Raw genomic sequence first — 13,760 nt, 5'->3', positions numbered from 1 at the left:
GGAGTCTACATTTCGGTATGCCCACTTTAAATACTCATAGAGGATACAATTTATATGATAATTCAGTAGTATTCCGTAGTGAAACACTTTATTTAAACGAAATTTTGAGTGGACTTGACACTCTTTTTAAAGCATGTAAGTCCTATTGATTTAGATATAAACTCTATAATATTTAATTAATCAACAATAACATAGCTAACTAAAACCTTTCTTTCGGTTCACTATGAAATTTTGAGTCCACAAATATGCGTTGTTTTTTTGTATAGTTAGATCATCCATTCATTGCTAATTATCACTTATATTGATTCTCGTTGCCACATGCGCATGGTTCCCTAAATTTGTCTCTTCCTCATCTTGTTGACGAATAAAATCAAGTAGTCGCCTCAATTCTCCATTGGCATCATCCCACCATTTAATTGACCATATCCTATGGAATATAAATCCATATCTTTCAAGTTGCTCCTGGCGGAAGCTGTCCCAGGCGTAAGCTTCAGGACTGTTATGATATTTCGCGCCATCACACTCTATTGCGATGAGTGGTTTGTGGTTTATTTTTGATTTTACAACGATATCAATTCGGAAACCGCCTACGGAATGCTGCTGTTCTAAGCGATCTGCACCGATATGCTGTGCAAGTTGTTCAAATACTTCATCTTCAAATGGAGACTCAGACCCTAAGCTAAATTCCGCGGGTTCATACAGTTTGTCTGTACAATACTGACTCAACAACTGTAAAATGCCCTTTCGCAATTCGTCATTACCCTCACTTACCGCTTTCGCATAGGTAAAGTAAGCGTACATAATACCACGGCCTTTATTGCCCTTCTGTTGGATAAGATTTGGGTACTGACCAACATACTCCTGCGGGAAAGAAGTACATACATATACCTTTGACCGTGCTCGAGTGATGATTACATTCAACATACGATGTCCTTTACCTTGTATAATCGGACCAAAGTTTTGACTAAACGAGCCGTCGGCTTTTCGCCCAAATGTCGTTGAGAGAATGATAATATCCCGTTCGTCGCCCTGAATGTTTTCGAGATTTTTAACAAAGAATGAATCTCCCGCCTGCGCCATTAAGCTGTCGAATACAGAATCGTTCTGGCGAACTGCACTCAGTTCCTCAAGGATCAAGTTGCGTTGATAAATATTGAAAGTAGCAACACCCACACTTGGAATACTATCTTTAGCATCCTTCATGATCTGTTGTAACAATTCGACCACTTTCAATGCCTCTTGTTTATTTACTTGCCCTTCATACAATCCATCAATCTGTAAATATTCGATAGGCGTGTAATGCTCTTTCGCTGGGACAGGCATCAACCTATTTCCGTAGAATGCATGATTGGAGAAGTCGATAAGATAAGGGTGTTTCGAGCGGTAATGGACTTTTAAATAAGATTCGACGAACCCTTTGTCTACAGCATAAGCTAGTAACGATTCGCTATCCGCAAGATTAAGCTGAGCCGCTTGTAGCGCAGTCCGATCTGAAAATTCATCTTCGTAATCTTCTGTCTCATCATCAATCGGATCAAGTAGCGCTCCACTTCCCTCGAAGTAAGAAGAGGGAGCCATCTGGTGCTTATCACCGGAAACAATTTTTGCTTTTCCCCGGATCAGGGCCGCGTAAGTATCTTCGAGACGCAGCTGACTGGCCTCATCGAATATGACCACATCAAAAATTCCTTCCTGTAGCGGTAGGATAGAACTGCAAACCGAAGGATTGACCAATAATACTGGAAAAAAATCAGTAAATAGTTCAAATTCTCTGTTCACAATGGTGCGGAGTGAATTGCGACGCATTCCCTTAGCTCCCTTTTTGTTAAACAAACTATTTATATTTTGTCCTCTGGCTTTAAAATGTCCGACGGCTTCCGCTTGTTTTTCTGTCCATAAGGCAATAATGCTATTCAGCTGCGCATGGTTAAACTCTTGTTTTTGCTGTTGATATTGTTGTAGTTGGTAATCGCTTTTTGGCAATTCCTGTGGCTCATTTGTCGTGAGTATCCAATACAGATACCAGCATTCAAATGCTTCAGCCCAATGATCTTTAAGATGTATGGCGATTCTGGTAATAAGCCTTTGTTGCGCTTTGTCCACTGAAAGGAAAAATGATTTCCACTCATGATAGACACGGAAATCACTTATGTGCTCGTTGAATGTTGCGATAGTGTGATTAATCCTATCACAGAGGTCCCTTGCAGCTTGAAGACTTGTATACGATAAAAATACCCCATTCGTGATATTTCCCGTTACTTGGTTGCTTTCAATATCGTCAAAAGAGCTTTGTAGACTTTTATAGGCATCAGAACGACCAGCATAATAATCACGAAAATTATTAAAATACCTTAATTGAAAAGTTACTCTTTCAGTTAGATAAGGTACTGCTTCAATCAAGCTGTTGATATCAGTAACAGCTGTCGTTGGAACGATATTGTAATCAGCGATTAGCATTTGCTCTATACTATCCAATTTTTGAAGTAGGGGAGCTATTTGCCCTTTTAGTTCACTCAGTTCAGCATGAAAATGATGATCAGTAATATTAGACAAATAGTTACTTATCGTATGCGGGTATTGCTCTTTCCAAGCGGCTGCCTTTTGTCTGAATTCCTCAATATTGTTTAGATAAATAGATAAATCAGTCGTTTCCAAGTGATCGTTATATTGATGTTCAATATAATTTTTCTGAACATGGGCTGATCTTACCTGCGCGATGCGATTCTTTAATTCGATTCTCGTTTGTTTTATCTGTTTATGTTTTCCCGAGAATATACTTAATAAACTTGTTTTAAATTTTGCACCACTACTATTATTTAATAAGCTATTACCATATTGAGCAATGCTTGATTCAGCGTAGGCAAGATAAGTTGATATTGCATTGCTTAGCGATGAATGATAGCTGCTATAATGCTGTTGCAACGCATCTTCATATTGCTTGAAAAATTGTTGCGCTTTTATCCGAACTGTTTGTAATGCTAAGACAATTTCGTTGATGCGCTGTTCCTGAAGAAAAGTGGATGGTAATAGCTCTTCTTTAACTGAATCTCCAATACAAAATGCTAAATAGGGCGTGAAGTCTTGCTGCATTATGGTGGGGATGCCGCTCAAAAAATCAGCAGCCCACTGCTTTCCACTCACTTGAAGTTCAGCAATAACCTGTTCAATAGTTGGTGTCTGTTTATGAGCGTACGCAATAAAATCTTCAATTCTTACGCGTGATGGCCCAACCTGTTGATCTAAAAATAGATCGTCTGTCAATGGTCTAAATATGGAATGGGCCTGATGCGATTGCTTAAATAAATTATGGCTATGCTTTAAAACAACAAGTGTCCTTTCCAGTTCTGTGTGATCCTGAGCAAAATTAAAATCTTCTTTCGGTATAATATTCTTGAGCGGTACTTGATTAAAGTTTTTTAATAAAGCCAAATACCGTCCGACGATCTGCGACCAACTCTTATCGCAGTAGACCGTTTGAGCTAAGGCAGCATGCTGTGCGTTAATAAGTTCAGCTGATTCCCTGAGTTTTGACTTTATCGTATCATATTGGTTTTGGGCTTGCCTTACTGAGATGTGAAACGGAACTCCGATCTGACGATCTCTGACAGAATCTACGATCGCTTCACGCGCATCGTTTACATCATCAATTACACCTACCAGAGCGCCGATCTGAGGATTCGTACGTTCGATATTTGCTTTAATGACATCAAGCGCTGTTTTCTTTTCGCAGACGACAAGACACTTCAGTCCATTGGCAAGTGCGTTTGTGATCAGTGCAGTTAATGATTGGCTTTTTCCCGTACCTGGGGGGCCTTGTATTATTTGATTCGGTTCATTTCCCAGAGCACTTATTATGGCCTGTTGGCTTGGGTCAGTATCTACGGCACTGAAAGGTGTTGTCGATAGATTTTCCACTTTGAGCTCATCAAATTCAAAGGCATCGAAGCGATCCAATAAGCGGGAAATGTCGGTAATAATACTTTCTTTTTGCGCTCTGAACAAGCCAAAAACACCACCAAAATGAATGTAAGCTTTGTTATTGGCGATAGCATCTATCTGGGATGCTTCGGGTAATACATTGATAGCTGTTTCAAAGTTTTTGCTTAGCACCTCGAGTATCTGCTCTTTACTATTCGAATTGAGTGCTTCCAGTACTTCTGCACAAGCGTTCACTAGTTCGCTGCTATCAATCAGTGCGTCATCTAAGGCTTCATTGGCCAGATTGGGGAGTGTAATGTCATCTTCACTTTTGATAAAAGAAAGGAGGACCTCATTGATACTAATCGGGTGAATATCTGAATCCACTATTTTTCCATTCGCTTGAACCACTTTATTGCGCAAAAACGACCATTCATTGACTTTGTTTTTAGATTTAACGGCCTCTAGTTGCCAAATAAATAATGGAGCTTTTATGATTTTCGAAGGGTCTTTTGAAGATCTTTTTATAAGTATAGGATAGCCGAATCCGAGGGTCTTCATCCCATGTTCTTTAAAATAATCTTCATTTTCAATGATGATAGAGTTCAGTCGTTTAGAAATTACGGTCAGTTTCTTTTGAGTTTCCGCATCTTTTTCATTGAGGTCTATCGTATCAAATGAAATCTTAAATTCAAAATTTGCTTTGGTCAACAAAGTATCCAAAAATGATTTGGCGAGACCATCCTCAATTAGGTCGAGCTGCTGCAGGTCTAACCGTGTGGCCAACCGTCCTGGCAATGCATTTAAATGAATAGATCGGGCGTTACCGCCTTTTAATTTATTTTGTAATGATTGCAGGAAAATCTTGGATGACATAATTATAATATTTGTATTTATCCTAAGATACAAATATTCGGTATAATCAGCAATGGGCCGTAAATGCTGATTTAAATTCGAAAGGTTAATTGTTTTACAATCACATAATTTATGTTACCAATCAAAAATCGCCCAAGGTTAGTGCATTGGTAATGGTAATTTTTTTGGAAATGGATGAGGGGAAGTTTAAGAATAAAGAATTCGCTGTTAGATCGATGAGACGTCGGTATCCAAGTTTAGAAATCATTAAAAAATATCTAACGATAAGCTTGTTTTTTGTTGGAAAAATAATTTTTTAGAATAATAAATATTTGGTAAATTAAGCGAAGCAAATTATTCGATTGATTTACAGCCATATTACCAGATAATTCTTTTATAACTTTGCCGTATTCTATTTAGACTACATTATTCTTAGCCATTTTATTATGAGGGGTCTCTTTTTTATTCTCTTGATCTTATCAAGTAGTGTTAAAGTACTGTATAGCCAAAGTTATGGTTCACGACACCAATTTGGGGCTAATATTGGTATTCAATTCGGTTTCAGAACCGAAACTAAAGAAATGCTAAAATTATTTGGAAATTGTGGCTACGGTTATGAGTTGAACGGTATGTTCCCTAATGTTCATTTTGGAGCAGCATTTAATTTGAAAACATTATCTACCAGGCAGGAACGTAGAAAAGATGGCAACGGATATAAAGCTAACCATTCAATCGAATATATTTTTGGAGGAGCAATGGCTTTTAGATTTGGTCCATGGTCCAGCAGGTCTACCTGGTCAAAGGACTATTACGTAGGCCAACCCTATTACTTCTACGCAAATCTCAATCAATCACCTCTCATGCATCCCTTTCATAGTAGTTTATCGCTAGGTACTCAGAAAATCTTTATCAGAGATGATAAAAGGTCAATGGTGCAACGGGTTGGTTTTTTTGATCTTAAAATATTTAGAACTCAAATTTATTACCAAAATGATGGGGCTGTTCCTTTTGATTTATTGGGCGAAACTTTAATAGAAAAAAATCAGGATCGTTTTTATACAAGTAGTCTTTTGGTATCCCAGCATTTTAATAATAGAAATTTGGGAAATCTGAATACCCTTTCATTGAGCTTCAACAAATTTACAGGCGAATATAAGAGAGCCTATCAGGTCGCCAATAGATTGAGAAATAATTCGGTTGATTATAAGGATCCAGCACAATATTCTTACAATCTAAGTTTCATTGGCTTTGGCGCCAAATTCAACGATATCGCCGAAATATCTCTTAGAAAATATAATGCGAATGATCGCGTAGATCCGCAAAATCTGATTCATTACGGTAAAGATTTTCCTTATCATATAAATAGTACAATGGAGCATTGGGGAGTAGATGTGCAACGAACAATTGGTGTTCTATCTAATAAGGTCAAAAAATAACACAATAGTTATGGATATTTCTAGATTTAAAGATTGTATTGGAATTTTAATAGTGACTTGCTTCTTTATACAAGCTTGTACAAAAAGTTTTACTCCCGTATCTGAATTGCCGAGAAAGGGAGAGCTTCAGGTGATTTCTCTTTCAGGTTTTGATGTCTATTCTAAACATGAATTTTTTAATTTTAATACCTTTGAAAGAACCGATAAAAGAGATTTAAATAATCCCTTAAATGAACGGATTGGTATAAACTACCTGATCGTTGATACAGTTAAAGCTTTTCCCAAAAGTGTATTCTTATTGTCTTCTATTAAATATTACTCGGTATACAGATTATGGTTTTTTAAAGATAGAGACAGCGATTTTTCCAACTTTACAGATATAATTTATGAGAATAATAATATTGTAGATACCCGACATTTTAATTTAATCCAGCATGGACAACTTTTTGATAATGGGATTATTGAGTTTGGAAAGGATGATTTTTGGGAAATAAGTGCTAATCAAATAAAAAAAGAAATTAAAATTGAAAAGGTAGGTCTATCAGACAAGAGCGTCGTGGCAATTTCTGATAACTTACAATTTTCTCAAATCTATAGAAAAATTGAAAAGCCTAAATGGGTTTTTTCAAAACTGGAGGATAAAGAATTAAAAATGGTGTCGGTAGCCGATACAATGTGGATAAAAATGACAAAACACGGAAATGAAATATTTTTTAGAAAAAATAATGCAGATCATAATCCAAGGTATATAAAATACCTCAATAGAGGACATTTATGATCATAAAACTGTATAGAAATGCCATATGTCCAAAATGTCGGATAATAGGTTGAGATGATACCGTAAGAGTACCTTTAAAATGAAATCCATATTTTCAAAATCTGTTTAATACAATAGAACGGATTTTCCGTTAAATAACATTATAGTGCCTGGGATATTTAGCCGTGTCTACAACTAGTATTAACCTAAAATTTTAAAAATTATGAAAAGACTCATTCTATTGGTATTTTTTATCTTTTTTGCCATTGGTGGTTGGGCGCAAAGTGAAATTGACAAAACGCTCAGTGATTTGGACAAGGTTAGAAGTCAATCTAAGGATAATTTAGAAAAGATCAGAAAAAAACTTGGGGAAGTCGAAGACGATGAAAAAGAGTCCGTGGGTAGCCTGGTTTTTCAGAGTTCTATTCCTATTTATAAAAAATGTAAAGGAAAAGGAGAACGAGAACAGATAGGAATGGCAGCTATTGAAAAAGTCGAGTTGAGCATATACGAAGGCTTTATTCGCCATCTTAATGTGAAAATTGTTGGTAAGAATGGTAGTTTTTCAAATACTTTAATTATGGGGATTACAGAAAAAAGATTTAAGAGAAATAGGGCAAAATATGATGTAATTGACCTCGAAGAACCAAATATTTTTGTAATAATTCAAGACCTTATTGCATTAGAGCATCCGAAATCCTATTTACCAGAAGATGTAGATTTATTTACTTACATCCCGTCAAGTTCAGATGAAAATCCCAATAAAAAGGAACTTGTTTTATATAAAAAGAATGGTATTAATACGATATTTGACGTACGGTTGTATTCAGACTTGCTATCTCTCTTGGGCGACGAAAAGAATGCGTTGGCACAGACAGATATCAGATTCCGGCAAACAATACATCGCACTAATATTCGCAACCTACCGCTTTTCTTTGTGCAATATTTTAAAGTTAATTTCAATTACTCTAAATTTGACTCAAAGGATGAAAATGTTATGCTGAGTTCCTTCTCAAACACAGATGTTTTGAGAAAAAGATTTATTAACGCTGAGCTAGCCTTGAATGCATTTAATGGATATATTGGACCAAAAGCTGCTGATAAATATTACTTTGATATTGGAGTAAGTGCCGGTAAGACAAGGTTAAAAAGATCTGAAACGGATTCAGTATATATTGATAATACCGATATTTTTTTTGAAGGAGGCGTCAGCTTTAAGTTTTCGAGTAATAGTGGGGTAAATGCAAATATACGGGCAATTCGACTTTTTAGTCCATCTACAATTGGATACAACGATCAAATCAATAAGTCCTTTATTAATTTTATGAGGTATAGCGTGGATCTATTTTGGAATCCAGCCAAAGAAAAGGCAAATCGTTTGTTTTTGCGAATGAACTACGTTGATCCGACGAATGGATCATATAAGAAGGAAGGATTCCTTCAGGCCCAGTTTGGCTATTCATTATTGTTTTCGGAGCTAATTAACAAAAACTAAATAATCGATCTCTATCAGTGACCTCCTTCTTGACAAGATAATGATCAGGATCTAAATAAAGATAGTTACACCTATACGGTTACAGTTTTATTCCAACTAATTGTAAATCATATTGCGATTTTAAAATGATCCAAAATAATTTGTACAAAATTTAAAGGTATAAAATTTTTATAGTGTTTTTATTTATAATGATTGTAAGCGAAAATTAATAGTTATAATCCATTTGTTAAAGTATTCAATAAATGGATTATGATTTTAGAATTTTGTTAATTACTTTTACGTAGTTCAAGCCCAATTGATCATTAACCATTTTATTAATTATGAAAAAAAATCAAAGAAGTAAAATATTCTCGATAACATTTATCTTTTTTGTTGCATTACTTTTGTATACGGGCGAAAGTGTAGGGCAGGGGTTAGTTTTCTTGTCCGAAAGTGAGTATAAAAAAATTCCGTTGGCTTCAACTGCCATGATGGGAAATCTCCCGGAAAGTAAAGATCTATCTGAGTGGTTTCCGCAACCTGGAGATCAAGGCGCACAATCTTCTTGTGTTGCTTGGGCGGTTTGTTATGCTTTGAAATCTTATCAAGAGGCAGTAGAGAAAAGGCGCAAACCTACAGATTATTCTCAAATATTTTCACCTTCCTACATTTATAATCAAATTAAGTTAAGTGGCTGTGGTAGTGGTTCGTATATTGATCGGGCTCTTGATTTAATAAAGCAAGAAGGTGTTATTCCATATAATCAGTTTCCCTACGACGAATTCAATTGTTTAAGGATGCCTTCCAATTCCGAAAAAAATAATGCAAAACCTTATGCGATTGCAGAATGGAGGACTGTCCCTTTGGAAAATCAAGTAGATGTAAAAAGCCATATTGCAAGTGGATTTCCAGTTGTAATTGGAATGATGATTGATGAAGGTTTTCAAGCACTGAGAGGGGGGAATATTTACCATTACTCTTCTGGGAATGAAAAAGGAGGACATGCGATGGTGGTGGTAGGATATGATGATCATAAAGGTGCATTTAAAGTAATAAATTCCTGGGGTACCCAATGGGGAGATGGAGGGTTTGGTTGGATATCTTATACAGCATTTAAAAACCGGGTAAGAGAAGCATATTCTGCTCAGGACATTGTAGTTAATGACCCTACCACAATAAATCCGGTATCCCCTGTTACTCCAAATCCTTCTATCAATCCAGTTATTGATATTCCAGCTCCAGTTCCCTCAGCCAATATCAGTGCCTCGCTAAATATATTGAATGTAACGCACAATGTCCCTGTTAATATTAATGGTGCTCAATATCCAGGAATGGCTATTTCAGTGCCGGGCTCAATTATTAATGCCAGAGGTTCCTCCGCACAAATTGTTATTAGGTTCCTCATGCCAGATGGCAAACCGCTTCAGGCAAACATTTATGAGCCTACGTTTCGTGACATTCATGGTTCCGTTGCTGTTGGAAGCCCTGTTTTGCCGGTTCTTAATGATCCTGCACAAACTGGAACTAAAACATTTGTAATTCCTTATTATGCTTTAAATTTAATTCCAACTAATGGGGTTCAGTCATATTCTTTATTCGCTGTTGCAACTTTATACATCAACAATTTTGAAAAAGCGCGTTCCCCAATGACAAATATGATAGTTCGGTATTAATTCCTGTCCATATAATATCGCAGTACTGAAATTTTAAATTCAATGGGAATCGAGGGGCATATTGCAGACACATTCGATGACGGTGGAGGGGTATTTAAGAAAAAGAAATGAAATATGCCTTAAGAGTATTTTAACTACTACTCAAAAAGAAAAAATTAAGACCGACGAACGCAAACCCGACAGCCGCGTTTAAAAACAAATATTTATGAAAAAAATTGTCCAATTATGCATACTTCTAATATGTTTAACAATTACTGCTCAAGCACAATTTTCACTAAGGAAAATACTTAAATCGGGTGAAAAAGCAGTTAGAAATGTTGGCAGAAGTGTGGAAAAAGGTGTTCAGGACATTAATAAAACATCAGGAATTGCAATCCACGATTTAGGTAAAGCAACCGGAAAAGCCGCTGATGATGCAAGAAGAACTATTGAAAAGGGGCTTCAGGATGCTTCGAGAGAATCAGGTAGAGCAGGTAAAAATATTGTTGAAGAAACAGGCCGGGTTGGATCGAATACAGTAGATATATTCAAAGCGATTGAAAAATATACGACAACAAATATTAATGGAACTTTAGAAATAGCAAAATCAACAGAACAGAGGATCCGAGAAGGAAAGTTTCTTGATGCTGTATTTCATGCAGCTTTGGATCCTCTAACGGTTAAAGAAGAGGCTGCTTTTATGGCGACACAGCAAAGTAAATATTTAAATACAGCCGCCGCTACCGCGGCCAGCGTTTATGGAGGTCCCGGGGGGGCTGCTGCCTATGCTGCTTGGCAAACTTACAAAGTTTCTGGGGGTAATGCGGAACTGGCATTTAGAGCTGGGATTATAACCGGATTAACAAGTTCGGCTCTTAAAGGCGTCGGGGAAATGAACGGTATAGAAATAAAAGATATGGTTCAGAAATCTGTATTGGCTGGAACCGTCGGTGGATTGGCTATTGCAGCAAGTGGTGGCTCGGAAGAAGATATTAAAAGAGGCTTTATTCTTGGTGGAGGTATGGTATTAGTTCAGGATTTATATCAGAATTATGTGGGTCATCCTTTAGATGCCTCACCCGCTACTAAAGATCCCTATTGTATTTCTTTAAATGACCCGACGTGTAATACACTTAGAAACGCTTATTACACGGATGCAGATGGCAACCAGGTATTTGATGCGTCTAAGCTAGACCGTAATGCAAGTCATGTAGGAATGGGAACAAAATTTGATAAAGATGGAAAACCTATAATTTTGGAAAAAGGAATTAAATGGTACTCTGCATCTGACCAGTCAACTTTAATGAGGACTGTTGCAAAAGTCCCAGGTATGAATGCAATGGGGCTATTTCACGATAAGTTTGTTGTGAGTTGGGCAATAAGTGATAATATTGGAAATCAACTTACCATTTACCCCGCAATGCTATTTACTTACTTGGGAACTGATGGTGGAATAATTACTAAAATTGCAGAGACTAATAGTCAGGATCAAAGGAAACTGAGTGAACATGCAGTAAAAAAGGATCAAAAGGATCAATTCACAAGTTCTGATACAAAATTATCGGATAATCAGGGAGGTGATTATTATTTTAGGAATAATACTATCTATAATCAATGGGGAAACATTGTGGATTTCGATAAATTGCCTAGCGAAATTCGAGAAAAATTAAATGACATTCCGGTCCGGGGTGCAATACAGGATGTGATGTTTGATTTCTCTAGTCCTGGAACGAAACTAGCGGGACTTCCAGAAAGTATACCATGTGGATTTAGTGGAAACCCAGACAACTTTACCCCTTTGCCTTCCATAGAATATGCCATAAAGTATTTAGATAACAAAAATTGGGAAGATTATGGTATGAAAAACATGCTTACAACAAAACATATTAACGCGCCAATTGGTTCAATCATATATGTTCGTAACGTTGTAAATGGTGCACTTGTTCGTACTTATGTAATTGGTGGACTTTCTGAAATTGAGGTAAATTCTGGTGCAACTTTAATTCTATCGGATCCAGTATTAAAACAACTTGGTGCTACCGGCAATAGCCTTTGGGTTGAAACTGATTATGAAGATATAGGAGTAGAAAAATTGGTATTTCAAAAGGGGAGTAATGAGAAACTCGCATTTGATAATTTGAGGAATGGAAAATGGAGACTTAGAGTTTATGATGATTTCCAAAGGTCTTATACGTCTATAGCTTTACAGTTTTGGTTAAAAACGTAAAGTGACCTCTCCCCAAAAAACTGGAGCATTTAAAAGTAGGGACTTCGGTTATGAATTACTAATTTTAAAAGGGAGGAAAAACGATGAAAAAATCAAAGTTTACCGAATCGCAGATCGCCTTTGCGATCAAACAGTCCGAGACCGGTACCCGCGTGGAAGAGGTCTGCAGAAAAATGGGTATCAGCGAGGCTACATTCTACAACTGGAAGAAGAAATATGGCGGTCTGGGCGTGTCCGAGCTGCGTAAGCTTCGGCAACTGGAAGATGCGATGGAAAAAATTGAAATCTGGAGGGAAGAGTACAACACCTTCAGACCCCACAGCTGTTTAGGGGATATGACACCTGAAATGTTTATCAAAAAACATTTCAAAACAGCAGAATTTTCTACTTTAGAATACTCCTAAATTTGGGGAGAGGTCAACAAAGCCCGAAACTCCACTTTTGACTGTCTGAACAACGGGGAGGAGGTCAACTTCAATACGCGAAATAATAAGATACATTATTTATATTTACAAATGTCATTTAACTTAACTTTAATGAATAATATTCAGACTTCGATTCTAATACCCAGTTACAATTGTGAACCACTACTTTTGGAGTGTATAGGAAGTATTTTAAGACAAGAGTATAAGAGATATGAGATAATAATCATTGATGATTACAGCACAGATAATACTATGCAAGTTATTGATGGAATAAAAAAGATTACAGACAATATTTTTTATTTCAGAAATCCTGGCAAAAAGGGTCTTATTTATGCGCTTAATTATGGCATTTCAAAATGTAGGGGAAAATATATAGCTAGAATGGATGCCGACGACCTTATGGTTGGAAATCGTCTGACAGAACAGACCTTATTTTTAGAGAATAACCCAGATTATGTTGCTGTATGTTCCTCCATGCAGCTCATAGACAAAAATGGATTATTCCTCTCCAACAAGATATTATTTGAAGATGACAGTTTCAATATTTTTATGTTATTATTTTGTAATGTGTTTGTCCACGGTAGTATGACTATAAGAAAAGAAGTCCTCGAAGAGAATCCTTATGACGAAGAATTTATGTATTGTGAAGACTATGAACTTTGGACAAGGATTACTAAAGTTGATAAAATCAAATGTCTGAGTTCAATCCATCATCTATATAGAATTTATGAAAGTTCAAGTAAGACAGCAGAGTCTATGAGGATTCAACGTGCAAATGTTTTGAAATTATATGCGTCAATTTTAAATAACTATAATATAGATTTTGATAAAGACGAATTACTGCTCCATTTTATGCTTTTTAATTCAAGTAGTAGTCTTATTCCCAAAGAACGAATTTTATCTTGGTTAGATAAAATTCTCTATTCGCCAAATATTCACAAAGTTTTTGGAAAGGAATTTCTAAAAGCTCAGCGAGATTATCTTCATAGGAGTTTATCCCTAACGACCAATTAAAT

The 13,760-nt window shown here is 36.3% G+C and carries 8 protein-coding genes; 7 read left to right on the top strand and 1 reads right to left on the bottom strand.

The annotated features are described in order from the left end of the window. Nucleotides 1-285 precede the first annotated feature (285 nt). Nucleotides 286-4,794 (bottom strand): AAA domain-containing protein, encoded by a 4,509-nt coding sequence (locus HS960_RS09950; protein ID WP_182332471.1) that lies wholly within the window; start codon nucleotides 4,792-4,794, stop codon nucleotides 286-288. 425 nt (nucleotides 4,795-5,219) lie between these two features. Between HS960_RS09950 and HS960_RS09945 the strand changes: the two genes are divergently transcribed. The 7 genes from HS960_RS09945 to HS960_RS09915 all read left to right on the top strand — a co-directional run bounded on the left by HS960_RS09945 (nucleotide 5,220) and on the right by HS960_RS09915 (nucleotide 13,758). Next, entirely contained in the window at nucleotides 5,220-6,209 is a 990-nt protein-coding gene (locus HS960_RS09945; RefSeq protein ID WP_182332469.1) for a hypothetical protein, read from the top strand. 10 nt (nucleotides 6,210-6,219) lie between these two features. Then, nucleotides 6,220-6,987, top strand: a complete 768-nt coding sequence (locus HS960_RS09940; protein WP_182332467.1) for a hypothetical protein — start codon at nucleotides 6,220-6,222, stop codon at nucleotides 6,985-6,987. A gap of 202 nt (nucleotides 6,988-7,189) precedes the next feature. Next, nucleotides 7,190-8,461 (top strand): hypothetical protein, encoded by a 1,272-nt coding sequence (locus tag HS960_RS09935; RefSeq protein ID WP_182332465.1) that lies wholly within the window; start codon nucleotides 7,190-7,192, stop codon nucleotides 8,459-8,461. A gap of 320 nt (nucleotides 8,462-8,781) precedes the next feature. Then, nucleotides 8,782-10,113: a C1 family peptidase gene (locus HS960_RS09930; RefSeq protein ID WP_182332463.1), complete on the top strand. Its 1,332-nt coding sequence runs from the start codon at nucleotides 8,782-8,784 to the stop codon at nucleotides 10,111-10,113. A 205-nt stretch (nucleotides 10,114-10,318) separates the two neighbouring features. Next, complete coding sequence (locus HS960_RS09925) at nucleotides 10,319-12,319, top strand: hypothetical protein (RefSeq protein WP_182332461.1); 2,001 nt, start codon at nucleotides 10,319-10,321, stop codon at nucleotides 12,317-12,319. An 83-nt stretch (nucleotides 12,320-12,402) separates the two neighbouring features. Next, nucleotides 12,403-12,723: a transposase gene (locus HS960_RS09920; protein WP_182332459.1), complete on the top strand. Its 321-nt coding sequence runs from the start codon at nucleotides 12,403-12,405 to the stop codon at nucleotides 12,721-12,723. A 132-nt stretch (nucleotides 12,724-12,855) separates the two neighbouring features. Further along, the gene (locus tag HS960_RS09915; RefSeq protein ID WP_182332458.1) at nucleotides 12,856-13,758 is read left to right on the top strand and encodes a glycosyltransferase family 2 protein; all 903 of its coding nucleotides are present in this window, start codon (nucleotides 12,856-12,858) and stop codon (nucleotides 13,756-13,758) included. Nucleotides 13,759-13,760: the final 2 nt, after the last annotated feature.

This window comes from Sphingobacterium paramultivorum (genome assembly GCF_014109745.1).
Taxonomy (GTDB): domain Bacteria; phylum Bacteroidota; class Bacteroidia; order Sphingobacteriales; family Sphingobacteriaceae; genus Sphingobacterium; species Sphingobacterium paramultivorum.
Note: the sequence above shows the minus strand (reverse complement) of the source record. Positions and strands in the feature narration are given on the sequence as shown.

Coding starts and splice junctions, on each gene's coding strand:
- HS960_RS09950 (WP_182332471.1), bottom strand. CDS start 4,794: ATGTCATCCAAGATTTTCCTGCAATCATTACAAAATAAATTAAAAGGC.
- HS960_RS09945 (WP_182332469.1), top strand. CDS start 5,220: ATGAGGGGTCTCTTTTTTATTCTCTTGATCTTATCAAGTAGTGTTAAA.
- HS960_RS09940 (WP_182332467.1), top strand. CDS start 6,220: ATGGATATTTCTAGATTTAAAGATTGTATTGGAATTTTAATAGTGACT.
- HS960_RS09935 (WP_182332465.1), top strand. CDS start 7,190: ATGAAAAGACTCATTCTATTGGTATTTTTTATCTTTTTTGCCATTGGT.
- HS960_RS09930 (WP_182332463.1), top strand. CDS start 8,782: ATGAAAAAAAATCAAAGAAGTAAAATATTCTCGATAACATTTATCTTT.
- HS960_RS09925 (WP_182332461.1), top strand. CDS start 10,319: ATGAAAAAAATTGTCCAATTATGCATACTTCTAATATGTTTAACAATT.
- HS960_RS09920 (WP_182332459.1), top strand. CDS start 12,403: ATGAAAAAATCAAAGTTTACCGAATCGCAGATCGCCTTTGCGATCAAA.
- HS960_RS09915 (WP_182332458.1), top strand. CDS start 12,856: ATGAATAATATTCAGACTTCGATTCTAATACCCAGTTACAATTGTGAA.